Origin of the sequence: Natronobeatus ordinarius (assembly GCF_024362485.1) — an archaeon.
GTDB classification, from domain to species: domain Archaea; phylum Halobacteriota; class Halobacteria; order Halobacteriales; family Natrialbaceae; genus Natronobeatus; species Natronobeatus ordinarius.
This window is the reverse complement of sequence record NZ_CP101456.1, coordinates 2,360,357-2,383,490: the sequence shown is the minus strand read 5'-3', so window position 1 is coordinate 2,383,490 and position 23,134 is coordinate 2,360,357. Positions and strand designations below refer to the sequence as shown.

The following is a 23,134-nucleotide window of genomic DNA, read 5'->3' as shown; positions in this document are numbered from 1 at the left end:
ATGCGTCTCGGGTGCGATCGTCGGCCCGAGTGGTCGAGTTACAGCGACGACCAGCACGTCCGGGCGTGGTTCCAGGAGGTGAGGTCGGCGATCCAGCGGGCCGCGATGAACTTCTTTAAGTTCTTCGCGGGGAGCCCGCCGAAGGTGTTGATCGGGAGCAACGCGACGTCGTGGGCGACGGCCTTCTCGCCGACCGAGACGACGGTCCCTTTGTCGTCGTACTCCCACGTTTTCAGCGGGCGGTTCTCGATCGCCCGCGAAATGTTCTCCCCGACAAGTTCGGCGGCCTGCCAGGCCGCCTGGGCCGTCGGCGGCGCGGGCTGGTCACCCTGGTCGAGGATCGACGAGTCGCCGATGGCGAACACGCGTTCGTCCGAGGTCTGGAAGTTCGCCTCGGCCTCGACGCGGTTGTGCTGTTTCTCGAGGTCGGCCGTCTCGAGGGCGTCCTGGCCGGTGATACCGCCGGTCCAGACGAGGACGTCGTACTCGAGGGGGTCGCCCTCGTCGAAGTGGAGAACGTCCGCCTCGGCCTCGGTGATCGGATCGTCGGTGTGGATCGTGACGCCGGCTTCCTCGAGCAGCTTGCGTAGCGCGCCCTGGATCTCGGGGTCGTTGCCCGGGAAGATCTCGTCGAGCGCCTCGACGATGTGGATCTCGAGCGGGGCGCGGTGCTTGTCGCGGAACTCGGCGATCTCACCGGCAGTCTGGATGCCCGAGAGACCGGCACCGCCGATGACGATCTGTGCGGGTTCGCCCCGGGTCGCCTCCTGGCTGGCGGTCTTCACCGCGTCGTGGATCTCGAGGGCGTCTTCTAAGCCCTTGAGCGTCAGGGAGTGCTCTTCGAGGCCCGGAATACCGTAGTAGGCCGTCTGGCTGCCCAGTGCGACGAGGACGTAGTCGTACTCGACGTCCTCTCCCTCGGCGAGTTCGACGACGCGGTCGTCGACGTCGATGCCGGTTACGCGGTCCTGAATGAACTTCGTCATCGGGTTCGCGATGTCCCGAACCGGAATCGTGACGTCCGAGCGGACGCCCGGGTCCCGGATGACCCGGTGAACCTCGTGGAGGACCAGGTGGTAATCGGTCTCCGAGACCCACGTGAGCTGTGCGCTGCCGTCCAGTTCCGACTGGAGGCTCTGTATCGCGCCGGCACCGGCGTATCCAGCACCGAGAACGACGACGTTTTCCGTCATGATGGACAGTCGGGATGCGGATGATACAAAGGTGTTGAAACTGTGGCGAACTCGTCATACGTTCTCACTGAACACGGCCTTCGGTCCGCTCGCGCGGCCGAACTCGACCTCGTGACCCGACCTGCTCCGGGCTATCGACCGCGTCTCGCTTCGAGTTTTGGTCGACGAACCGGCCGACGCGTTCGCACGAGCGGAAAGTCGACGTGGAGGCATCGCACCGAAACGTGGACCGACGCATCACTCGAGCGGCGTGTGTGGATCTCAGACCGCGGCTCGTTCGCTCGAGCGGTCGTCGTCCCGGTCGTCGACGGCGACGACGTGGAGGTCTCCCCACGCGTGTCCGATCACGTAGTACGCCGCAACGAGGGCGTAGAATCCGACGATCGCACCGAGGACGGCTCCGAGAAACGGAACCACGTTGAGGAGACCGCCCACGAACGACCCGACGAGGACGATTCCCAGCGCCAGCAGCCACCTGGCTGCGTAGGTGCCACTCGAGAGAACCGGGCGGAGCGTCTCGAACTCGAATCCGGCACCGATCCGCCGCTCCGACGCGACGTGTGCCAGTGCTGCCGGCGTGACGTATGCCACCGCCACGAACAGCACGAGCGTGACCAGCCCGCCGAAGATCGTCCCGGCGGCGGTGGCCGAGCCCGGACTGTCGCCGGTGGCGAGCCAGACGCTCCCGATCAGTACCGAGCCAACCACCACCGGCACCAGCGAGTACGCGAGCAGAACCACGAACGCTTTGGCGCCGTCGACGGTCAACTCTCCCCAGTCCTCGAAGACCGGTGCATCGTCGTCACCGTGGGCGGTTCGATCCAGTACCCGGAGGATGTATCCCCAGACGATGAACAGCGGGATCAACAGGAAGCCAAACAGTAGCAGGACACCACCGATGATGCTGGTCTTCCACACGTCGTCGCTGTTTTTCAGATAGGTGACTGCGTCTGTTAACATGATTCGTTCTTGATCAACTTCCGCTGCTTGCGGTTCGATCACGTATTATAGGGCTGACACTCGCATAACCTTTCGCTATATACGGGTTTCCGATAGGTCGGGCCCTCATCCCAGCGTCTATCTGCATTTCGACGACGTGGGTACTGTAGCGTACTTGTCTAAAATTCCGCCCCTGTTGACGGTCACCGGAGCGCGAGTCGCCGTAGTTAGAGAATGCGTTTGCCGAACGCGCTCGCGGTGAGTCCGGCCGCCAGCTTCGCCGTCTCGTTTTTCTCGTCGAGAATCGGGTTGACCTCCACGACGTCCATCGACCGCACGATTCCGTCGCGCTCGTCGTGCTTCGAGACGCGCTCGAGTGCGGCGTGGGCCTCTCGGTAGGTCGCGCCGCCGCGGACGGGCGTTCCCACACCGGGGGCGGTCTTCGGGTCGACCCAGTCGAGATCGAGACTGACGTGGACGCCGTCGGTGTCTCGCGTCGCGACCTCGAGTGCGTCCTCGACGACGGCCGTGATCCCTCGTTCGTCGATGTCGGCCATGGTGAACGCCGTCATGTCGCTCTCCTTGATGAGGTCGCGTTCGCGCTCGTCGATGCTCCGGAGGCCGACGTACGCGACTGCCTCCTCACGGACGCGCGGTGCGTGTGCCCACTCGAGTTCGCCGAAGAGCCCCCGTCCCAGCGTGGCGGCAAGGGGCATCCCGTGGACGTTTCCGCTGGGGGACGTCTGTGGTGTGTTGAGGTCGGCGTGGGCGTCGAACCAGATCACCCCGAGATCTGCCTCGCGCGAGGAGCCGCCCATGGTTCCGATCGCGATCGAGTGGTCGCCGCCGAGGACGAGCGGGAACTCCCCGGCCGAGAGCGATTCGGCGACCTGTTCGCGCAGGCGCGAGCAGACGTCTTCGACCTCGCGCAGGAATTTCGCGTTCCCCGCCCGTGGCGGATTCGCGTCGGGATCGCGTTCTTCTGCGCGCGGCATCAACAGGTCGCCCGCGTCGACGGTCTCGACGCCAGCATCCTCGAGTTCGTCGCTCAACCCCGCGTACCTGATCGCCGACGGGCCCATGTCGACGCCGCGTCGGTTCGCGCCATAGTCCATCGGTGCGCCGATGATTCGAACGGTTCGGCTCATTGGCCTCTCTTCGTCACCGTTCGTTTAGTCGATACGGTTCCCATGGTCGACTATCATGTGGGCGGCCGCTCGAAGACGACGCAAGGTTTAGGAGTAGACGCAGCTAAACTCGACGTACGATGATGCTGAGCGACGTGATGGAAGACTACCTCAAGGTCATCTACCAGCTCCAGCGCGAGTCGGACGCCCGAATTAGAACGTCCGAGATCGCCGCGGAACTCGACGTCACGTCGCCGACGGTCACCAGCATGCTCGAGAAACTCGAGGAGCGAGGGCTCGTCGACCGCGAGAAGTACCAGGGTGTGAAACTCACCGACGAGGGCCGAACCGTCGCTCTCGAGGTCGTGAGACACCACCGACTGCTCGAGGCGTACCTGACCGAACACCTCGATTACGACTGGGCCGAAGTTCACGAAGAAGCCGACCGGCTCGAACACCACATCAGCGAGGACTTCGAAGCGCGCGTCGCGGACGCGCTGGGCGACCCAACGGTCGATCCACACGGTTCGCCGATCCCGAGTGCGGACCTCGAGCCACTCGAAACCACCGACGCCGAGTCGATCACCGGCTTCGAAGAAGGCGACGTCGTCGTCGTCGAAGAGGTCGCCGACCACGACCCGGAGGTGCTCTCGTATCTCGCCGATCACGGCGTCGAACCCGGGATCGAACTCGAAATTCTCGAAATCGCTCCGTTCGGGATGATCACCGCCCAGGCAGTCGGACGATCGGAGCCCGTCTCGTTGCCGGAAGACGTCGCTCGAGACGTGCGAGTCGACGCCTCGAAACGCGCCGAACACTGATCTTTCCTCCAGTTTTCACCGACGTCGATGTGCCGATAGACACCTCTCAATCGTCGCTTCGAAGGACAACATATTAGTTTAGACGCGTCTAATCTGTGCTCGATGAAGACGATCTACACTGACTGCTGCCGAGGTGGGGCCGGTCGATGAGCGACGACTCGCCGCTCGAGCGGCTCCCCCGGTGGGCGCTCGCCGTCGGCCCGCTCGTTATTCTCGGCGCCGTGCTCGGCGTGCTCTACGTTACCTCGCCGTTCGGCAACGTGGAGTCGATGAGCGACGCGAGCACGCTCGAGGTCCTCTGGATGCTCACGATCGTCGGCGCGATCGCCGGGATCGTACCGGTCGCGATCGGCATGCTCTGGTTCCCCTTTATCCGGGCGCTCGATCACCGATATCTGCACGCGTTCCTCGCACTCGCCGCCGGGGTGCTCGTGTTCATCGCTTTCGAGATGACCGAGGAGGTCTTCGAGCACAGCGCCGAGGCCGAGCACACCACACTGGCGTTGGGGCTCGCCGCCCTCGCCATCCTGGGAACGTTCGCCGTCATGTACGCCGTCAGCGAGTGGCGACAGCGAACGGCGGCGAGCGGCGAGAAAAGCGGCCTCCAGATCGCCTACCTCGTCGCGATCGCGCTCGGATTACACAGTATCGGCGAGGGGATGGGAATCGGCGTCGCGTTCGTCCTCGAAGACGCGACGCTCGTCACGTTGCTCGTGCTCGGCTACATCATGCACAACGTGATGGAGGGCCCCACCGTCGTCGCCGCCGTCGCGCGCGACCGGGCGACGCCACCGCTCCATCACTTCGCTGCGATGGGCCTCATTGCGGGTGGGCCGGTGATCATCGGCGGCTGGATCGGGAGCCTCGCCAACTCGAGTCTGCTCGCAGCGGTCTTTTTCGCCATCGCCGTCGGTGCGATTCTCCAGGTGCTCATCGAGATGGCCCAGCTCATCCGGTTCGACGCCGAGGCCGTCATGACCCGGCTGAACGCGGCGACGTTCCTCGTCGGTGTGGGTCTGATGTTCCTGCTCGAGGACGTCATCGTCGAAGGCTGGGTCCTCCCGGGCTGATCGATCCCTCCACCGTTCGAACACCGCCACACGACTGCACCGATTTCCCCAACGATCGCAGACGAAACTGGCTCCCAACCCGCCCCATTTAAGGAAATATACTACGAAGGAGTCCCCATGTCATCGATCGAACTCACTCCGAGCCAGAAGAAGATCCTCCGCGCGCTCACGAACCTCCACAACGACGCCGAGAACGCCATCAAGGGCGAGGACATCGCCGCCCAGGTCGACCGTAACCCGGGGACGATTCGTAACCAGATGCAGAGCCTGAAGGCGCTCCAGCTCGTCGAAGGCGTACCGGGGCCGAAAGGTGGGTACAAACCCACAGCCGCCGCATACGAGGCACTCGAGATCCAGCAGATGGACGAGCCCGCGTCGGTTCCGCTCGAGCACGAGGGCGAGCCCGTCGAGGACGTCATCGTCGAGGAGATCGACCTCTCGAGCGTTCACCACCCCGACCTCTGCCGGGCTGAGATCCACATTCAGGGAGCCGTCGGCGAGATCAACGAGGACGACCGGGTCGTCGTCGGACCGACGCCACTGTCGAAACTCGTCGTCGAAGGCACCGTCGACGGAAAAGACGACACGAACAACATCCTCATTCTGCGGATCGAAGATATGGTGGCTCCCGCAGAAGAACCAGAACACTAGGTCGTCCGCAGTCGAATCGCTCGAACGGCCACAGAATCGGCCGAACGAACCGCCGCCGCCCGACGCTCGTAGTCCCGTCTTCAGCACGTGCGTCTTCTGCTAGCAATCACGACCGTGTTGGGTGCTCGACGGGTGTCCCTCGACCCGAGACGCCGTCGGGCGATCGTACTCGTTTCAACGGTTACGATTGCGCAGACTCGCGTCTACTCGTCCTCGGGTGCTGGCTCCGTGGATGCGCGCTCGTCACTCACGTCGTCTGACTCTTCCGCCACGTCGTCGTCTGACGCTTCTCCTGCTCCGTTTACGTCTGGAAGGACGTCCACGCTGGCGACTGAATCGCCCGATTCGACGTCCATCACCGTCACGCCCATCGTGTTGCGCCCGACGGTGGATACCTCGGCCGCACGCGTCCGCATAATCTGTCCCCGATCGGACATGATAACGAGGTGGTCGGCGTCGGTGACCGCCTTCACGTCGATTACGGAGCCGTTGCGGTCGCCGGTTTTGATGTCGATCAGCCCCTTGCCGTAGCGAGACTGGGTGCGATACTCCGAGAGCGGCGTTCGCTTGCCGTAGCCGTTCTGGGTCACCGTCAACAGCGCCCGGTCGTCACCCTCGTCGGTCGCGACCAGTCCGGCGACGGCGTCGCCGGCCTCGAGTTTGATCCCGTTGACGCCGCGGGCGTTCCGGCCCATCGCCCGGACCTCGCCCTCGTCGAAGCGGATCGTCATGCCGTGCTCGGTCGCGATCACGAGGTCCTTCGAGCCGTCGGTGACCGCCACGTCGACCAGTTCGTCCCCGTCCTCGAGGCTGGCGGCGATGATCCCCGTCGAGAGGATGTTTTCGAACGCCTCGCCCGCCGTGCGCTTGACGTAGCCGTCGCGCGTGACCATCGTCACGAACTCGTCGGCATCGAGGGCGTCGGTGTCGACGATGGCCGTGATGTTCTCACCGGGTTCGAGGTCTACGATATTGACCGCGGACTTCCCACGGGCGGTGCGGCCCATCTCCGGAATCTCGTAGGTCTTGAGCTGGTAGACTTTCCCGCGGTTGGTGAAACAGAGCAGGTAGTCGTGCGTGTTCGCCCGGAACACCGACGTCACGCGGTCGCCCTCCTTGACGTCCGCGCCGATGATCCCTTTACCACCGCGACCCTGGGGGTCGAACGTGTCGACCGGCATCCGCTTGACGTAGTCGTCCTCGGTCATGACGACGAGGACGTCCTCCTGTGGGATGAGGTCCTCGTGGGTAACTACCCCCTGGTCCTCGACGATCGAGGTCCGGCGCTCGTCGTCGTACTCGGCTTTGATCTCGCGGAGTTCCTCTTTGATGACCTCGAGCAACTCCGTCTCGCTCTCGAGGATCGTCTCGAGGCGTTCGATCTCCGCCGTCACCTCCTCGTACTCGGCTTCGATCTCGGCGGCCTCCATCGAGGTGAGGCTGCCCAGCTGCATCCGGACGATGTGCTCGGCCTGAGCTTCTGAGAAGCCAAACGTCTCACAGAGGGCCCCCTTCGCCGCGGATCGATCCGCCGAATCCTGGATCAGGTCGACGACCTCGTCGACGTTCTCGAGCGCCTTGAGCCGACCCTCGAGGATGTGCGCGCGGTCTTCGGCTTCCGCGAGGTCGTACTCGCTGCGCCGCCGGACGACCTCCCTGCGGTGGGAAACGTACTCCTCGAGGGTCTCCTTGAGCGTCAGGACGCGGGGCTGGCCGTCGACCAGCGCGAGGTTGATGACGCCGAAGGTGCGCTCTAAGTGATTCTCGAGCAGCTTGTTCTTGACGACCTCGGTGTTCGCGCCGCGTTTGAGCTCGATGACGACGCGGACGCCGTCACGGTCGGACTCGTCCCGGAGGTCCGTGATCCCCTCGAGATCGCCCTCGTTGACGTCCTCGGCGATGCGCTCGACCAGTCGGGCCTTGTTCGACTGGTAGGGGAGTTCGGTGACGACGATGCGTTCGCGACCGTTCTTCCACTCCTCGACTTCGAACTCGGCACGGACGCGGATGCGCCCGCGGCCGGTGGCGTAGGCGGAGTAGATCGCGTCGCGGCCGACGATGTTCGCGCCCGTCGGGAAGTCGGGTCCCTTCACGTGCTCCATCAACTGCTCGACGGACACGTCGGGGTCGTCGATGAGCGCGATCGTGGCGTCGATCACCTCGCCTAAGTTGTGTGGCGGAACGTTCGTCGACATGCCGACGGCGATCCCCGAGGAGCCGTTGACCAGCAGGTTCGGGAACGCCGCGGGGAGCACGTCGGGCTCTTGTAAGCGATCGTCGTAGTTCGAGGAGAAGTCGACCGTGTCCTTCTCGATGTCCTCGAGTAACTCCTCGGCGATGGCGGCCATGCGCGCTTCCGTGTATCGCTGGGCGGCGGGCGGATCACCGTCCATCGAACCGAAGTTCCCCTGGCCGTCGACCAGCGGGTAGCGCATCGAGAACTCCTGGGCCATCCGCACGAGCGTGTCGTAGATCGCCTGGTCGCCGTGGGGGTGGTAATCACCCATCGTCTCCCCGACGATCGAGGAGGACTTGCGGTGGCTCGAGCCACTCGTGACGCCCATCTCGCCCATCGCATAGAGGATGCGGCGGTGGACGGGTTTCAGACCGTCCTCGACCCGGGGCAGGGCGCGACCGGCGATGACGCTCATCGCGTAGTCGATGTAGCTCTGTTCCATCTCGTCCTCGATGCGGACGGGCTCTACCGATGCGGCGTCGATGTCCGTTGGGTCTGGTACTTCCGAACTCATGTGGTGACCTCGTCTCGTCGTGATCGTGGTCGGCGCTGCGTGCGTCGCGCGTTCAACTCACCTGTCATCTCAGATGTCGATCCACTCCGCTTCCGGCGCGTGATCCTTGATGAACTGCTTGCGTGGCTCGACGGCGTCGCCCATCAGGACGGAGAACATCTTATCCGCCGCGGCCGCGTCCTCGATCGTGATCTGCTTTAAGATGCGGTTGTCGGGGTTCATCGTCGTCTCCCAGAGCTGTTCGGGATTCATCTCGCCCAGCCCCTTAAAGCGCTGGACCTGGGTCGGGTTGCCGTCGCACTTTTCGGCGACGATCTCGTCGCGCTCTTGGTCGGTCATCGCGTCGTACGTTTTCCCCCGGTAGCGAATACGGTACAGCGGCGGCTGGGTCGCGTAGACGTAGCCGCCCTCGAGCAACGGCCGCATGTGGCGGTAGAAGAACGTCAACAGGAGCGTCCGGATGTGCGCCCCGTCGACGTCGGCGTCGGTCGCCATGATGATCTTCTTGTACCGGATCTCCTCGACGTCGAACTCGTCGCCGATTCCCGCGCCGATGCCCGTGATGATGTTTCTGATCTCGTCGTTCTCGAGGATGCGATCGAGTCGGTGTTTCTCGACGTTTAAGATCTTCCCCTTGATCGGGAGAACGGCCTGGAACTCGGGGTTCCGGGCCTGTTTGGCACTCCCGCCGGCGGAATCACCCTCCGCGATGAACAACTCGGCCTCGTCCGGGTCGCGCGTCTGACAGTCGGCGAGTTTTCCGGGCAGGGACGTGGACTCGAGGGCGGATTTCCGACGGGTCAGCTCTTCTGCCTTCTTCGCGGCCTTCCGTGCCTTCGCGGCCTCGACGGCCTTCAGGATGATCGCCTGGGCGGTGTCGGGGTGTTCCTCGAAGTAGGTGCCCAGCCCCTCGTGCATCGCGCTCTCGACGATTCCTCGGACTTCGGAGTTGCCGAGTTTCGTCTTCGTCTGCCCCTCGAACTGGGGGTCGGGGTGTTTGACCGAAATCACCGCCGTGAGCCCCTCGCGGATGTCCTCGCCGCGGAGGTTCTCCTCGATGTCCGAAAGCAGGTCGTTTTCGCCTGCGTAATCGTTGACGACGCGGGTGAGCGCCGTCTTGAAGCCCGTCAGGTGTGAACCGCCCTCGCGCGTGTTGATGTTGTTCGCGAACGCGTGGATCGATCCCTGGAGCTCCTCGGTCGCCTGCATGGCGACCTCGACGTGGATGTTCTGGTCCTCGCCCTCGAAGTAGATGACGTCGTCGTGCATCGCCGAGCGCGTCTCGTTTAAGTACTCGACGAACTCGCGGATGCCACCGTGGTACTCGTACGTTTCGGCGACCGCTTCGCCGACCTCGTCGGTCTCGCGCTCGTCGCGCAGGGTGATCCGGACGCCCGAGTTGAGGAAGGCGAGTTCGCGAAGCCGGTTCGAGAGCGTCGAGAAGGCGAATTCGTCGGCTTCGAAGATCTCGTCGTCGGGCCAGAACGTGATCTGCGTCCCCGACTCCTCGTCCGGGTCCATGTCGCGGACTCGTTCCATATCGCCCAGGGGTTCGCCCCGCTCGAACGCGTGGGTGAAGACCCCGCCGTCGCGTTTGACCTCCACCTCGAGTCGCTCTGAGAGAGCGTTCACCACCGAGACGCCGACGCCGTGGAGGCCGCCGGAGACCTGGTAGGACTTGCTGTCGAACTTGCCGCCGGCGTGGAGGACGGTGAGGATGACCTCGAGGGCGGGCCGGTCGTACTCCTCGTGGGTGTCGACCGGGATCCCGCGGCCGTCGTCAGTGACCGTGACGCCACCGTCGTCGCGGATGGCGACGGTGATGTCGTCACAGTGACCGGCTAGCGCCTCGTCGATCGAGTTGTCCACCACTTCGTAGACGAGGTGGTGGAGTCCTCGAGAATCCGTAGAGCCGATGTACATCGCCGGACGTTTTCGCACGGCCTCCAGGCCTTCTAAGACCTGGATCTGTCCGGCGCCGTACTCGCGTTCCTGGGACATGAGAAACCTGTCTCCGGATAATAGTCGGTAGTTTATAAAACTCACGTACGCGCGCGAGCGCGAAGCGAAGAATTGTCTCTTATCTATCAAAACGGCAGACCTGTCCTCGAGGAACGACAGACGACGCCTGTCAGACGGAAACCCCGTTCGTCTCGGGAGGCGGTCGTCGCGACGAACCGGTCGACGTGACAGGTCAGGAATCGACACTCGACTCGCCCGGGATGGGCTGTTCGAGTCCACTCCGTCCGAGTCGCGGGGAGTCGACCCGAGAACGGAACCCGCCACGGCGTCGCGCACGGGAAAGCAGTATACGCCTCGAGCGTCTACCGCCTCGCATGGCGGTCTCACGGGCCGAGATCGAGCGTCTTCGGACGGAAGCCGACACTATCTTCACCCGAATCGACGCCGTCGAGACGGCGCTCGAGCGCGCCCGGACCGAGTCGGGCGACCACTGGGAGAGCGGCGAGCTCACGCTCACCCTCGAGACACCGGCCGGCGAGTCGATCGACGTCACCCTCGACCTCGAGGCCTCCGCCGCCGAGAACGCCCAGCGACGGTACGAACGCGCGGGAACACTCGAGGCGGAGCTCGAAGAACGCGAGGCCGTGGCAGGCGAACTGGACGCCGAGCTGACGGCCATCGACGGGACGTGCGAGGAACTGGCCTCGAGCGGGCTCGTAGCCGTCGACTCGGCGGGCGACGGTGGCGTAACCGACTACCGGCTCTCCGAGACCGGCGAGCAGCTGCTGGCGCACCTCGAGAAACGCGAAGGGAGAGTCGACTTCCTGCGCTGGCTCGAGGACGCGGCGACGCTCGCCCGGCGGCTCTGGCGTGGAGGCCCCGACTACCCACAGCTGACGGCCGTCGAGGTCGGGCTGGACCTCGGGCACGTCCGCCAGCTCTACCGGGCGATGGAGGCGGTCAGGCTCGTCGAGACCTACGACGGCTCGATCATCAAGGGAACGGAGCGCAAGCTCAAGCCCAAGACCGAGACTCACCGCAAGCACACCTACTACGTCAGTAACCCACGACTGAAGTCGTGGGCTTGTCAGTGGACTCCCCTTCTGCCGTCGATTTGACGGAGGCATGGAACTTGCCGTTCAGGTTCAACATCCCTGACTTTAGCGCACACTGACAGGGTGCGCCTCCACTCGAAGACTTCTGCCCCGAGCGGAGACGGTTGAGATGCTTACGAGCGATGTTCTTGCTCGCGTTATAATCCGCGTTCAGTTCGTACTCACACTTCTGACACACGAACTGGTGTTTCGACCGCCGATTCGATTCGTGGGTAAACCCACAAGACGAACACCGCTGGCTTGTGTACGCCGGACTCACCTGTTCGACCTCGATACCGAACATCTCGGCTTTGTATTCGACGTACTGGTACAGGCGTCGGAACGCCCATGCGTGGAATCGCTTTGCACCAGCCATCCGCTTGCGAATATCGGTCAGGTTCTCGAACGCGATATGCGTACAGTCGTGGTCGCGGGCTTCTTCGAGAATCTGGTTTGAGGCCCGGTGGAGTTCATCCTGCATCCAGCGGTGTTCGCGGTCTTTCATCGACTGAATCGACAGGTGCGCAGACCGCGTTCCCGTCTGTTGTAGCGACCCGCGAGTCTTCTCGAACTCTCGGCGTCGATGATTCATCTCGTCAGCGTTCCCGATAAACGCGCCTGTGGAAGTGACGGCGAGCGAACCGTCCACGTTCAGGTCAACGCCAAGGACTGTTCTGTGCTTGGCATCGGAAGAAGGGGTCGTAGACTGTTCGTCACGTTCGAGTCGGCGCATTCGTGCATGAAGATAGAACGACTCTGTGGAACGGTCGTACTGTAACGTGGACATGCGGAACTCGTAATCCTCGTTCAACAGGTAGTCACCAATCGGGGTTCCATCTGGATCAGTGGGAATCACGTAGTCGCACTCGACACGACCGTTCACTGTGGACAGAGAGACGTGGTCGCGGTGGAACGTCGCGCTTCGTTTGTCGTAGACAACGCTCCACGCATCGAAGTGCGGTTGACTCGTCCTGTCTCCGTTCTTGAGGCGGGCGACACCGCTTTTTGTGGCCTCGATAGCCCGTCGAATCCCTTTCTGGACGAGGTTCGCGGTCAACTCCGTCTCACTACGAAGTCTGTCGTAGAGGGCGTTCTCTGCTTTCTGCTTCGAGGTTACACAGGAGTCGTGTGGGTGTCTCCACGCCCACTCTGCGGTGGTGTTCGCACAATGGAGGAACTGGTCTTTCGTTTGATGGAGGTCGTCGCACCGCTCCTCAGGTACGTCGAGTTTGACGGTAACGGTGCGAATCACGTCCCCCATCCGTGTTTCACATACTGGACTATTTCTTTATAACTTCTACGACTGACGTTGGGGAGTCGGACTGCTATCGCTTGTGGGTTGATTCGAGCGTTGTCGGATTCCTCTCACGACTAACGTCGTGGGCTTCCTCCTTGCATTTCTGTGACGACGACGGCCGCTGACCGCATCCTTCAAGACCTCGAAAGCGAGTGAGTGCTGGTCACAATTCGCATCGCACGCCAGCCAACGTCCACTTTCACTCCGGTAGCGCACACCTTTTAGCCCCGCCGCGGATATGGGAGGACGATGACGTCGTTCCAGTCGACACTCGGCGACGAGCCGGGGATCGCCGAGGAGCTGGCCGAGAACCAGCGAGCGATCTCCATCGCCGAGTTCTTCGAGAAGAACAAGCACATGCTGGGCTTCGACAGCGGCGCTCGAGGCCTGGTCACGGCCGTCAAGGAGGCCGTCGACAACGCCCTCGACGCCGCAGAGGAAGCCGGCATCCTCCCCGACATCTACGTCGAGATCCAGGAGGATGGTGACTATTACCGGCTGATCGTCGAGGACAACGGACCGGGAATCACCAAGGAGTCGCTGCCGAAGGTCTTCGGGAAACTGCTCTATGGTTCGCGGTTCCACGCCAGAGAACAGTCGTTGACTCCGAGCCAGCGACTCCTGGTCCGGCGAAACGGCGAGATCGAGTTCGTCGAGATCGGGACGCTCTGTGACGCGTACCTACCCCAGGACGGCGACGGAACCGCACCGATCCCCGACGAGATCGAGGTGCCGTCGTTCAACCGCGAGACCCTCGAGATGACCTGGCAGCCGGTCACGCACGCGATCCGGCACGAAACCGAGGAACGTACCTACGAGATTACGACACAGAAGGGGCGGACCGTCGAGGTGACTGGCAACCACAGCGTTTTCTCTCTGACAAAAGACGGTGAGACGACGGAAGTCAAAGCCGGCGAACTCGAGGCCGGCGACGTCCTCTTGACGCCGCGTCGGCTCCCGGGTCCCGAGGACCCCCTCGAGGAAGTCAACGTTCTGGAACATATAGCAGCCGAACAACTCGAGGGACGCCGGCTCTACGTCTACGGCTTCGAAACCGAGACGCTCGCCGAACTCAGGACGGGCGAACTGATCCGGAAAAAGCCCACCGAGGACAGCAGCCGGGAACGGTACTACTACCGATACGAGGGCGTCGACGTCCTTCGTGACAGTCTCGAGCAAAACTACATCGAGAAGGGGTACCTCCCCGCACAGCTCGTGTTGAAACTGGGGTGGGAGGAACGGGCTGCCGACTGTGAACTCAAGACCTACCAGGTCGGTGGTAAGGAGACGACGATGCCGGTTACACTCCCAATCGACGACGCGCTCGTCGAGATGCTCGCCTACTACGTCTCCGAAGGGCACGTCGGTGACCGACAGGTTGGATTCACTTTCGGATCACACGAGATCGAACTCATCGAGGCGACGGAGCAGGCGGTCGCGGGAATCACCGGCTCGAGCACGACGGTCCAGCGGGAACGGAACTCGACTCGGGTCAAGGCGTTCGCCTCGCCACTCGCGATGTTCCTGGAGTCTACGTGTGGGTGCTCCGCGGAGGAAAAGCGTATTCCGGAGTTCGTGTTCCGGGCACCGCCAGAGCGACAACAGCGGTTCATCGCCGCGTTGTATCAGGGCGACGGCTCCGACGCGCACCCGAGCAACGAACTCTCACATACGACGACGAGCGAGACGCTCGCACGACAACTCGCCGTCCTCTGGAACCGTCACGGCGTGCTGGCGAGTACGGAGACAGTCGAAAACGCAAGCGGCTACGCAGAGGAATCGACGACGGCCTATCGAACGAAAGTCTACGGTGAAGACGTCAACGTGTCTGACGTCTTCACCACGAAACGGGACACGTCCCAACAGCAGTACAAACGGATTCCGACGTCCTTACTCGAGGACGTCCGCGCCGGTCACGTCGGGAATATGACCGTCCCAGACACGATTCCGGGGCTGTTGATGGGTGCAGGTGTCGGCTCGAGCGTCGAACACGCGGAGATCTACCAGTCGCTGATCGAGGACGCCCTCGCGGGCGAGTACGTCGAGAAACCGCGATACGTCCACAACCTCAGAGAAAAGGGACTTCTCGACGAGGATCACAGGCCCACCGACCGTCTCGAGGAACTCTGGGAGACGATCCAGACTCTCCACGGGTTCACCGACACGGACATGTGCCTGCTCCCGGTGAAATCGGTCGAAGAAACCGAACCGCCGGAGTACGTCTACGACATCTCGGTGCCAGGCGCGACCGGCTCCGACGAGAACTTCGTCGTCTGTAACGAGGGACCAGTGAGCGTGAAAAACAGCCGTGGCCAGCAGGGTATCGGTATCTCCGCGGCAGTCCTCTACAGCCAGCTCACCAGCGGCAAACCTGCGAAGATCACGAGCCGAACCCAGGGTTCCGAGGAAGCCCAGTACTTCGAACTCATCGTCGATACCGACGAGAACGAACCCGAGATCAGCGTCGATCGGACCACGAACTGGGATCGTCCCCACGGCACGCGCATCGAACTCGAGATGGAAGCGAACATGCGCGCGCGCCAGCAGCTCCACGACTACGTTCAGCACACGGCGGTCGTCAACCCCCACGCGCGCCTCGAGCTCAGGGAGCCGAAGGCCCACTTCAAGTTCGAGCGAGCGACCGACCAGCTTCCCGAGGAGACCGAGGAGATCCGCCCGCACCCCCACGGGGTCGAACTCGGCACCGTGATCAAGATGTTGAACGCGACCGATTCGCACTCGATCTCCGGCTTCCTCCAGGAGGAGTTCACCCGCGTGGGCAAGAAGACAGCCGACTCGATCGTCGACGCCTTCCGCGACCGCCACTTCGGCCGCGAGATGACCTGGACGCCGCCCGCAGCCACTGACGGCGTCGACCTCGTCGCCATCGTCGAAGAGGCGACCGTCAACAAGGGTGCGGAGGCGACGACCGCCTTCGCGGAAACGATCGCCGACGACCTCTCGAGTCGGGATCGGTTCGCCCACCACGAACTGCTCGCAGTCGTCGCCGACGCCGCGGCGGCCGTCGAGGCCGAGCACGGAACGACGTTCGGCGACACCGTTCAGGAGAACGCCGTCGAGGCGGCCTGGAACGCGGTCGTCGGGATCGGCGACGACGAGCAGGCCGACGAAACCGACGGCGAGCTCGAGGAGGATCACTCCCGGATCGTCACGGACCTGTACGAGCTCGCCGACGAGGCGACGAGTACCCGCAAGGACGACGCGGTCGTCCACGCCTTCGCGGTTCGACTCGCCGGGACGTTCGAGGACGAGGACGACCACCGACACCGACTCACCCGGAAACAACTCCGGGAGTCCGTCGACCGCGCGGCCGACCTCACCGAGGAGTACGACGACGTGGCCTTCGGCGACACCGCCCGAGAGAACGTCACCGACGCGGTCTGGGACGTGATGGGAACCGTGCCGGACGACCCGCCGCTCGTGCGCGAGCTGGCGGACGACCGGGACGCCGCGAGCAATCTGGTCGACGCGATGCGGGCGACCGACATCATGGCGCCACCGACGCGGTGTCTCTCGCCCATCTCCGCCGAGTTGATCGAGGCGGGCCTGAAAAAGGAGTTCGACGCTGACTTCTACGCCGCGGCGACCCGCGACGCCGGGGTCCACGGCGGCGACCCGTTCGTCGTCGAGGCCGGTATCGCCTACGGCGGCGAGATCGAGGCCGAGGGAACCGTCGACGTTCTGCGCTTTGCCAACCGGGTCCCGCTCGTCTACCAGCGCGGGGCGTGTGCGACGACGGACGTCGTGAAGGGCATCGGTTGGCGAAACTACGGGCTGGACCAGCCCGGCGGCTCCGGTCTGCCGAACGGTCCGGCCGTCGTGATGATTCACGTGGCGTCGACGAACGTCCCCTTCACCAGCGAGTCGAAAGACGCCGTCGCGAACGTCCCCGAGATCGAAGACGAGATCGAACTCGCGATCCGGGAAGCGGCCCGCGAACTCAAGAGCTACCTCAATAAGCGCCGCTCGATGGAGAAACGGCGCAAGAAACAGAACGTCCTCGGACAGATCCTCCCGGAGATGGCCCAGAAGGTCGCCGACGTGACCGGCCGGCCGGAACCCAACATCGACGACGCCATCGCCCGGATCATGAACAACGTCCTCGTCGAGCGCCGGATCGAGGCAAACGGCGACGGCCGGTCGGTCCAGGTCGTCGTCGAGAACCACTCGAGTACGAGCGAATCGTTCGAACTGACGGAGATCGTCTCGGCCGAGCCAACGAACCTCACCGACGGCGCGACCGTCGTCGAGATGGACGGCGAGTGGTTCGTCAAGTGGGACGCCGACGTGCCGAGCGGCGAGGAGGTCGCCCTCGAGTACGAGGTGAGTGCGGACGCATCGTTCGACCTCGACGTGAAGGGGGTCGAGGCGGAGAAACTGACGGTGACGGACCAATGAGCACGGACAAGAGCCAGCAGGCCCAGGAGCGCCTGATCGACCTCGCGGCACAGTTTTACGACCAGTTCGAACTGGGGGAGATCCCCCACATGGCCGTCCCGACGCGGACCAAGAGCAACATCGAATACGACGAGGAGATGGGGGTGTGGGTGTACGGCGACCGGACCTCGACCCGGTCGGCGAACTCCGTCCGCGGCGCGCGCAAGCTGCTGAAGGCCGTCTACACGATCGAATTCCTCACGAACCAGCTCGAGCAGGATCGATCCTCGACCCTGCGTGAACTGTACTACCTCTCCGAAAGCTGGGACAACGAGAACGCCCAGTTCGGCGACCAGGACGAGTCCAACGGCCTGATCGAGGACTTAGAGATCGTCTCGGGGGTCACTCGCGAAGACTTCCACATGCGCCCGGAGGAGTCGGGCGCGACGATCATGGGGCCGCTGCACTTACGCGAGCAGACCCGCCGTGGCGAGCGCGAGATCCACTGCCAGGAGGACGTCGGCGAGGGCGGCTACCAGATTCCGAACAACCCCGACACGATCGACTTTCTCGGCTCGGACGCGGAGTTCATCCTCGCCGTCGAGACCGGTGGGATGCGCGACCGGCTGGTCGAGAACGGCTTCGACGAGGAGTACGGCGCGCTGATCGTCCACCTGAAGGGCCAACCCGCCCGGGCGACCCGCCGCATCACGAAACGCCTGCACGACGAACTCGACATCCCGGTGACGGTCTTCACCGACGGCGACCCGTGGTCCTATCGGATCTACGGCTCCGTCGCCTACGGCTCGATCAAGTCTGCTCACCTCTCGGAGTACCTCGCCACCCCAGAAGCGCAGTTCATCGGCATCCAGCCCGAGGACATCGTCGAGTACGACCTGCCGACCGACCCCCTCAGCGACTCCGATAAGAACGCCTTAGAGAGCGAACTCTCCGATCCCCGGTTCCAGACCGACTACTGGGAAGAACAGATCGAACTGCAACTCGAGATCGAGAAGAAATCCGAACAGCAGTCGCTGGCCTCCTACGGGCTCGACTTCGTCACTGAGACGTATCTTCCGGAACGACTCGAGAAGATGGGCGTCATCTAGGACGCACGTCGAGTCGTCGTTCCGGAAGAGCGTTGTCGGAACGACTCGAGAAGATGGGTGTCCTCTAGGATTCGCCAGCTTTTTCCCCGCGATTCACGCACGCACAGTCAATGCGGGATCTCGTCAGCAGTGTGAAGTCTGCGCTGACCGCCCTGAGCGCCGTCCTGGTCGTGGCCGTGGTGTTGTTCCTCCTCGTGGCGACGCTGCTCGTCGGAATCGGCACGATCGTCGGACACGTCGGCAACCTCGCCGGTTCGTCGTCGGGCGACGCACCGTCGGCCGAGTTCGGGGTCGGTGCGATCGACGGCGAGGCAACCGTGGTCCACGACGGTGGCGACGAGTTCCCTGCCGACGAACTGCTCATCCGCGTCGACGGCGAGGACCGAGGGACCTGGGCCGAACACGACGGGGCGGGCGAGATCGTCACGGAAGGTGATGCGATCACCATCGACGACGTCCACGACGGTGAGGAGGTCGCGGTCCTGTGGATCGGCGGTGGCGGCGGTGGATTCGAACTGTTCTCCGAGACCGTCTGACGCGCCGAAAACCGGTCGGAATCGAATCGTTCACCGATCGAGGACCACGGGCACACCGCGGCTCGCGACGTCGACGACGAACGCCTCGTCGTCCGCCTCGAGCGCTTCGAACGTGTCGTAGTGGATCGGCAGAACGAGTCCCGGCTCCATCGCCGCTGCGAGGGCGGCTGCCTCGTGGCGATCCATGGTGAAACTGCCGCCGATCGGCGGAAGGAAGACGTCGACGTCCAGCTCCTCGTGGACCGGCAGTACGTCGGTGTCGCCCGGCCAGAAAACGGTGGCGCCGTCGATCGTCACCCCGTAGCCGCAACCGGATCCTTCAGGGTGGTAGGGCTCGCCGTTCGCTCGCGTGTGTGGGCCCCCGGGTTCGTTGTACGCGGGCGTCGTGTAGAGGTCGAGCGGGCCGACGACGAACGTCTCGTCCGCGCGGACGCGCTCGACGGTGTACGGCAACGACTCGGGCTGTGCAACGTCGCGGTCGATCCGATCGGCGTCGACGGCCTCGTGAACCACGACGAGCGCGTCCTCGTGGGCCACTCGCCGAATGCCGTCGGGATCGTAGTGGTGGTCGTGGCTGACCAGGATCAGGTCGCCGTCGCGGGCGTCGTACTCCTCGAGGACACCGTACCGGCCGGGATCGACGTAGACGACCGCGCCGGTGCGCCCCTCGATTCTGACGGTCGCGTAGCCGAGCCAGTCGACGGTCACCGCGCCGTATCGCGCTGTCATGGCAGGACCTTGGCTGACGACCCCGAAAAGGATTCGGCTCGGGACGTGCTCGAGCGTCGTTTCAGAACCTGCCGGCCGACCGATCAGGGGATGCGAACCGAGTGCTCGAGGGTGCCCACGCCCTCGACCTCAATCTCGACCGCGTCGCCGTCGGCCAGCGGGCCGACGCCTTCGGGCGTCCCGGTGGCGATCACGTCGCCGGGCTCGAGGGTAAGAAACGTCGTGATCTCCGCGATGAGTTCGGGGATCGGGAAGATGAGCTGCTCGAGGCTGCCGTCCTGTTTCAACTCGCCGTTGACCCGCGAGCGAACGAAGGGATTCTCGGGGAGCTCGTCAGGGGTGGCGAGCACGGGGCCGATCGGGGCCGCGCCGTCGAATGCCTTCCCGCGCACCCAGTTCTGTTCCTGGCGCTGGTCGTCGCGGTTCGAGACGTCGTTGACGCAGGTGTAGCCCGCGATAACGTCCATCGCGTCGGCCTCGGGGACGTGGCGACACTGCTCGCCGATCACGACGCCGAGTTCGGCCTCGTAGTCGATGCGCTCTTTCCCGGCTGGGACGGTGACGGTGTCGCCGTGAGCCGCCAGCGTGTTCGGCGGCTTGAGAAAGAGCATCGGTCGGTCGGGGACCTCTGAGTCCATTTCCGCGGCGTGATCCGCGTAGTTCTTCCCGATGCAGACGAGCTTCGAGGGCTCACACGGCGGGAGGATATCGATCTCGTCGCCGTCGAAGTCGTAGGTTTCGTTCGCGAAGTGGACGGAGCCGTCCTCGAGCGTGCCGCGTCGGACTGCGCCGGCCGGATCGCGGAATCGAACGTACTTCATGCGCGGTCAGTTGTGCCCCGAACCCAAAAGCGTTGAGAAGGCGGTGACGGCCGTCGTGCGATCTGGTGACACCCTCGAGTCGGAACGGAACGCTTTTTACTAGGCCACGGCAACGAACGAGTGCACATCAGCACCCGAGACGAGGGTGAGGTGCGCGAACGCTCCGTTGGTGTAGTCCGGCCAATCATTTCGGCCTTTCGAGCCGATGACCTGGGTTCAAATCCCAGACGGAGCACTTCTCGGCGAATAAACTCGTGAGCCGAGAATGCGACCCTGGATTTGAATCAGACCAGTCGCGCGCAGCGTAGCGAGCACGTCTGGGCGTGGTTCAAATCCCAGACGGAGCATTTCTGTGGTGAGCAATTCCGCGAGCCACAGAAATCCCAGACGGAGCAGTTTGCTGTGAACAACCCCGTGAGCAACAGGCTTCCGTGCTGTAGCTACTGGTTGAGTCACGGTCTGGTAACCGAACGGGAGCGATTCGGGACGGCCTGGCGTCGTTTACGCCCTGGACGTCCTGGCGTCGTTCACTCGAGTTTCTCCCCGCAGTGGGGACAGTACTGGCCGCTGGGATCGTCGTCACCCGCCTGTTCGATGAATCCCGAGGCGAGGATCGACGCGGGGAGGGCGAACAGACCGATTCCGAGCATCGCAACGATGGCACCGACGAACTGTCCCAGTGGGGTGATTGGATGGACGTCGCCGTAGCCAACGGTCGTGAGGGTTGCGACACCCCACCAGAAGGCCCGCGGAATCGAGGAGAACGCTTCCGGCTGGTATGGGTTCTCGATGTAGTACATCACGCTCGAGGCCAACACGAGAAGCAAGATATTCGAAGAGAACGCCAGCACGAGCTTCTCTTTTTTCTCCTCGATAACGACGCTGAACGACTGCATGGCCCTCGAGTACCGAGCGAGCTTGAGCAGTCGGAACAGGCGAATTAATCGAAGGGCGCGGAGGAATCGGAGATCCGCCTGGAAGCCAGCAACGACTAAGTAAAACGGCAAGATTGCGAGGAGGTCCACGATCAACAGTGGTCGTGAGGCGAACTTGAGGCGGCCAGTGATGGGGCCCTCGAAATCGGGATTGTCGACCGACGACCAGACGCGGCTGACGTATTCGATCGTGAACACGACGACGGAGAAGAGTTCGAAGTAGTGGAAAAACGAGCCGTAGGACACAGCAAGCGCGTCGACGGTTTCGAGGATTACGGCCGCGACGTTGGCGGCGATCAGCGCCATGATGAACCAATCGACGTAGTTCCCGACCCGTCCTCCTAACTCCGGCTCGAAGAGTTCGAACGCTTGCCTACGCAGCGTTCTGTAGTTCCCCATCGACATGACTCTGAAATCATAAGCAATAGGAGATATACTCTCCGGTGATGTTTGTGAGATTGGAAGACGACCGATGTCGTCGACGACGGTCGAGCCGCGTAGTTACTGCCTCGATTCAGCGTCCGCTCCTCGAGCGGGCGGCCGCCACGAGCCCGCCGATCAGAAGGGCGACGAGAGCGACGGGGGCGCCAAAGCCCGGCAGTTCGTCGGCGTCGTCGCTTCCATCGTCGCCGCTATCGTCGTCACCGCCGGCGACCGTCTCGTTGCCTTCGTCGCCGTCATCACCGCCCTCACCTTCGCGCTCGTCTCCAGTGTCGTTCTCGTCCTCGTCCTCGTCCTCATCCTCGTAGGCTTCCGCCGGCGGATCGAGCTGGAGGACGACGACGGCCTGGCCGTGTGAGCCGTCCGGTTCGTAGGTCCAGCCGCCGCCGGCTTCCTCGTAGGAGACGGCGTCCTCGAGCGGATCGACGTCGGATTCCCAGGCCTCGTTCTCCACCTGGATGTAGCCGACGACCTCGATCCAGTCGGCGTATTCGCCCTGGACCTCGGCCTCGCCGTACTCGACGGTCTCGTCTTCGGGGAGCCCGTGCCATTCGAGACAGTGGCTGTCGAGGTAGCCGTCACCCTGTGGGAGATCGGGTTTGGTCCCAAACTGGTCGGCGTCGAGGGGTCGTTCGTAGTGCTCGGTCAGCGGGTACTCGACGGTGAACGGATCGGCCGAGGTGTGCCACTCGAGTTCGTCACCGGTCGGAATCGCCACGGACGTGTTCGGGACGCTCTCGCCGACGATGACCTCGCCGTTTTCGTTGAGCAGCGTGACGCAGATCTTTCCGGAGCCGTCACCGAGGTACGGGCTGCGGTACTCGTCACGGGGGTTGATGTAGCTGATCCAGGCTCCGTCCCGGTCGGCGGCCTCGAACCAGGGATCGTCCTCGTCGGGCACTTCCTGGACGTACTCCGCTTCGATCGGTGGCGCAGTCGGATCGACGCCCGCGAGCACGGCCGGGTTCGCGTGTGCGCGGTGGTCGTCGGCATCGATGGCAGCGACGGAAATGGCGTCAGTTCCCGGCGGAGGTGCGTGGGTCGCAGCCGCCGTTACGCCGGCCATCGCGACCGAGAGGGCAACGAGGACAGCGAGGGCGATGGGAACGATCGACGAGCGGTTCGGTGAGCTGAGTCGTAGCGCGGACATGGTTGGTGTCTAATCGTACTGCCGTCCTCGGATCGGCTCGTGGCCGGCCCATCGACGGACCCGCCGTCGGTCGGCGCCGTAGCGGGACGGCAGAACGTACTCCGATCGATG

17 protein-coding genes and 1 tRNA gene are annotated in these 23,134 nt (G+C 63.7%); 8 read left to right on the top strand and 10 right to left on the bottom strand.

All coding sequences use genetic code 11. From position 1 onward, the window contains the following. Positions 1-38: 38 nt before the first annotated feature. The 3 genes from NMQ09_RS12205 to rocF form a co-directional block, all read right to left on the bottom strand. A complete protein-coding gene (locus NMQ09_RS12205; RefSeq protein ID WP_255190856.1) occupies positions 39-1,193 on the bottom strand; it encodes an NAD(P)/FAD-dependent oxidoreductase in 1,155 nt (384 codons plus the stop codon). Positions 1,194-1,454: 261 nt separating this feature from the next. Further along, positions 1,455-2,153: a DUF4013 domain-containing protein gene (locus NMQ09_RS12200; RefSeq protein WP_255190855.1), complete on the bottom strand. Its 699-nt coding sequence runs from the start codon at positions 2,151-2,153 to the stop codon at positions 1,455-1,457. 206 nt (positions 2,154-2,359) lie between these two features. After that, positions 2,360-3,280: an arginase gene (gene rocF / locus NMQ09_RS12195; RefSeq protein ID WP_255190854.1), complete on the bottom strand. Its 921-nt coding sequence runs from the start codon at positions 3,278-3,280 to the stop codon at positions 2,360-2,362. A 119-nt stretch (positions 3,281-3,399) separates the two neighbouring features. Here rocF and NMQ09_RS12190 point away from each other — a divergent pair, with 119 nt between their 5' ends. The 3 genes from NMQ09_RS12190 (at position 3,400) to NMQ09_RS12180 (ending at position 5,801) form a co-directional block, all read left to right on the top strand. Then, complete coding sequence (locus NMQ09_RS12190) at positions 3,400-4,080, top strand: metal-dependent transcriptional regulator (RefSeq protein WP_255190853.1); 681 nt, start codon at positions 3,400-3,402, stop codon at positions 4,078-4,080. Between the two features lie 146 nt (positions 4,081-4,226). Beyond that, positions 4,227-5,150, top strand: a complete 924-nt coding sequence (locus NMQ09_RS12185) for a ZIP family metal transporter (RefSeq protein WP_255190852.1) — start codon at positions 4,227-4,229, stop codon at positions 5,148-5,150. 117 nt (positions 5,151-5,267) lie between these two features. Further along, on the top strand, positions 5,268-5,801 hold the full coding sequence (locus tag NMQ09_RS12180) for an Rrf2 family transcriptional regulator (RefSeq protein ID WP_255190851.1): 534 nt from the start codon (positions 5,268-5,270) through the stop codon (positions 5,799-5,801). Between the two features lie 203 nt (positions 5,802-6,004). On the opposite strand, the gene gyrA is transcribed toward NMQ09_RS12180, so the two are convergent. Beyond that, positions 6,005-8,551 carry a DNA gyrase subunit A gene (gene gyrA, locus NMQ09_RS12175; RefSeq protein WP_255190850.1) on the bottom strand — a complete coding sequence of 849 codons (2,547 nt, stop codon included), beginning with the start codon at positions 8,549-8,551 and terminating at the stop codon, positions 6,005-6,007. Positions 8,552-8,620: 69 nt separating this feature from the next. Then, the gene (gene gyrB, locus NMQ09_RS12170) at positions 8,621-10,552 is read right to left on the bottom strand and encodes a DNA topoisomerase (ATP-hydrolyzing) subunit B (protein WP_255190849.1); all 1,932 of its coding nucleotides are present in this window, start codon (positions 10,550-10,552) and stop codon (positions 8,621-8,623) included. Positions 10,553-10,887: 335 nt separating this feature from the next. Here gyrB and NMQ09_RS12165 point away from each other — a divergent pair, with 335 nt between their 5' ends. Further along, the gene (locus tag NMQ09_RS12165) at positions 10,888-11,631 is read left to right on the top strand and encodes a DUF2250 domain-containing protein (protein WP_255190848.1); all 744 of its coding nucleotides are present in this window, start codon (positions 10,888-10,890) and stop codon (positions 11,629-11,631) included. Here NMQ09_RS12165 and NMQ09_RS12160 read toward each other — a convergent pair. Further along, complete coding sequence (locus tag NMQ09_RS12160; protein WP_255190847.1) at positions 11,570-12,868, bottom strand: RNA-guided endonuclease InsQ/TnpB family protein; 1,299 nt, start codon at positions 12,866-12,868, stop codon at positions 11,570-11,572. The genes NMQ09_RS12165 and NMQ09_RS12160 overlap by 62 nt on opposite strands. 285 nt (positions 12,869-13,153) lie before the next feature. Here NMQ09_RS12160 and NMQ09_RS12155 point away from each other — a divergent pair, with 285 nt between their 5' ends. The 3 genes from NMQ09_RS12155 (at position 13,154) to NMQ09_RS12145 (ending at position 18,947) form a co-directional block, all read left to right on the top strand. Further along, positions 13,154-17,323: a DNA topoisomerase VI subunit B gene (locus NMQ09_RS12155; RefSeq protein WP_255190846.1), complete on the top strand. Its 4,170-nt coding sequence runs from the start codon at positions 13,154-13,156 to the stop codon at positions 17,321-17,323. After that, positions 17,320-18,411 carry a DNA topoisomerase IV subunit A gene (locus NMQ09_RS12150; protein ID WP_255190845.1) on the top strand — a complete coding sequence of 364 codons (1,092 nt, stop codon included), beginning with the start codon at positions 17,320-17,322 and terminating at the stop codon, positions 18,409-18,411. Before NMQ09_RS12155 ends, NMQ09_RS12150 begins: the two co-directional genes overlap by 4 nt. Before the next feature lie 110 nt (positions 18,412-18,521). Further along, positions 18,522-18,947, top strand: coding sequence for a hypothetical protein (locus tag NMQ09_RS12145; RefSeq protein WP_255190844.1), 426 nt, complete (start codon positions 18,522-18,524; stop codon positions 18,945-18,947). A 30-nt stretch (positions 18,948-18,977) separates the two neighbouring features. Here NMQ09_RS12145 and NMQ09_RS12140 read toward each other — a convergent pair whose 3' ends face one another. Both NMQ09_RS12140 and NMQ09_RS12135 read right to left on the bottom strand, forming a co-directional pair. Then, positions 18,978-19,676: an MBL fold metallo-hydrolase gene (locus NMQ09_RS12140; RefSeq protein WP_255190843.1), complete on the bottom strand. Its 699-nt coding sequence runs from the start codon at positions 19,674-19,676 to the stop codon at positions 18,978-18,980. A gap of 83 nt (positions 19,677-19,759) precedes the next feature. Further along, positions 19,760-20,497 carry a fumarylacetoacetate hydrolase family protein gene (locus NMQ09_RS12135; protein WP_255190842.1) on the bottom strand — a complete coding sequence of 246 codons (738 nt, stop codon included), beginning with the start codon at positions 20,495-20,497 and terminating at the stop codon, positions 19,760-19,762. A 160-nt stretch (positions 20,498-20,657) separates the two neighbouring features. On the opposite strand from NMQ09_RS12135, the gene NMQ09_RS12130 reads away from it, so the two are divergent. Next, positions 20,658-20,732 (top strand) — tRNA-Glu (locus NMQ09_RS12130). A gap of 292 nt (positions 20,733-21,024) precedes the next feature. On the opposite strand, the gene NMQ09_RS12125 is transcribed toward NMQ09_RS12130, so the two are convergent. Together NMQ09_RS12125 and NMQ09_RS12120 are read right to left on the bottom strand one after the other, a co-directional pair. Then, positions 21,025-21,831: a potassium channel family protein gene (locus NMQ09_RS12125; protein ID WP_255190841.1), complete on the bottom strand. Its 807-nt coding sequence runs from the start codon at positions 21,829-21,831 to the stop codon at positions 21,025-21,027. Between the two features lie 115 nt (positions 21,832-21,946). Next, the gene (locus tag NMQ09_RS12120; protein WP_255190840.1) at positions 21,947-23,023 is read right to left on the bottom strand and encodes a PGF-CTERM sorting domain-containing protein; all 1,077 of its coding nucleotides are present in this window, start codon (positions 23,021-23,023) and stop codon (positions 21,947-21,949) included. Positions 23,024-23,134: the final 111 nt, after the last annotated feature.

What these genes read in the sequence shown, in the direction of transcription:
- NMQ09_RS12160 (WP_255190847.1), bottom strand. Translation starts at nt 12,868, where the DNA reads ATGGGGGACGTGATTCGCACCGTTACCGTCAAACTCGACGTACCTGAG.
- NMQ09_RS12205 (WP_255190856.1), bottom strand. Translation starts at nt 1,193, where the DNA reads ATGACGGAAAACGTCGTCGTTCTCGGTGCTGGATACGCCGGTGCCGGC.
- NMQ09_RS12150 (WP_255190845.1), top strand. Translation starts at nt 17,320, where the DNA reads ATGAGCACGGACAAGAGCCAGCAGGCCCAGGAGCGCCTGATCGACCTC.
- gyrA (WP_255190850.1), bottom strand. Translation starts at nt 8,551, where the DNA reads ATGAGTTCGGAAGTACCAGACCCAACGGACATCGACGCCGCATCGGTA.
- NMQ09_RS12165 (WP_255190848.1), top strand. Translation starts at nt 10,888, where the DNA reads ATGGCGGTCTCACGGGCCGAGATCGAGCGTCTTCGGACGGAAGCCGAC.
- NMQ09_RS12140 (WP_255190843.1), bottom strand. Translation starts at nt 19,676, where the DNA reads ATGACAGCGCGATACGGCGCGGTGACCGTCGACTGGCTCGGCTACGCG.
- NMQ09_RS12190 (WP_255190853.1), top strand. Translation starts at nt 3,400, where the DNA reads ATGATGCTGAGCGACGTGATGGAAGACTACCTCAAGGTCATCTACCAG.
- NMQ09_RS12145 (WP_255190844.1), top strand. Translation starts at nt 18,522, where the DNA reads ATGCGGGATCTCGTCAGCAGTGTGAAGTCTGCGCTGACCGCCCTGAGC.
- NMQ09_RS12185 (WP_255190852.1), top strand. Translation starts at nt 4,227, where the DNA reads ATGAGCGACGACTCGCCGCTCGAGCGGCTCCCCCGGTGGGCGCTCGCC.
- NMQ09_RS12135 (WP_255190842.1), bottom strand. Translation starts at nt 20,497, where the DNA reads ATGAAGTACGTTCGATTCCGCGATCCGGCCGGCGCAGTCCGACGCGGC.
- NMQ09_RS12180 (WP_255190851.1), top strand. Translation starts at nt 5,268, where the DNA reads ATGTCATCGATCGAACTCACTCCGAGCCAGAAGAAGATCCTCCGCGCG.
- rocF (WP_255190854.1), bottom strand. Translation starts at nt 3,280, where the DNA reads ATGAGCCGAACCGTTCGAATCATCGGCGCACCGATGGACTATGGCGCG.
- NMQ09_RS12155 (WP_255190846.1), top strand. Translation starts at nt 13,154, where the DNA reads ATGACGTCGTTCCAGTCGACACTCGGCGACGAGCCGGGGATCGCCGAG.
- NMQ09_RS12200 (WP_255190855.1), bottom strand. Translation starts at nt 2,153, where the DNA reads ATGTTAACAGACGCAGTCACCTATCTGAAAAACAGCGACGACGTGTGG.
- NMQ09_RS12125 (WP_255190841.1), bottom strand. Translation starts at nt 21,831, where the DNA reads ATGGGGAACTACAGAACGCTGCGTAGGCAAGCGTTCGAACTCTTCGAG.
- gyrB (WP_255190849.1), bottom strand. Translation starts at nt 10,552, where the DNA reads ATGTCCCAGGAACGCGAGTACGGCGCCGGACAGATCCAGGTCTTAGAA.
- NMQ09_RS12120 (WP_255190840.1), bottom strand. Translation starts at nt 23,023, where the DNA reads ATGTCCGCGCTACGACTCAGCTCACCGAACCGCTCGTCGATCGTTCCC.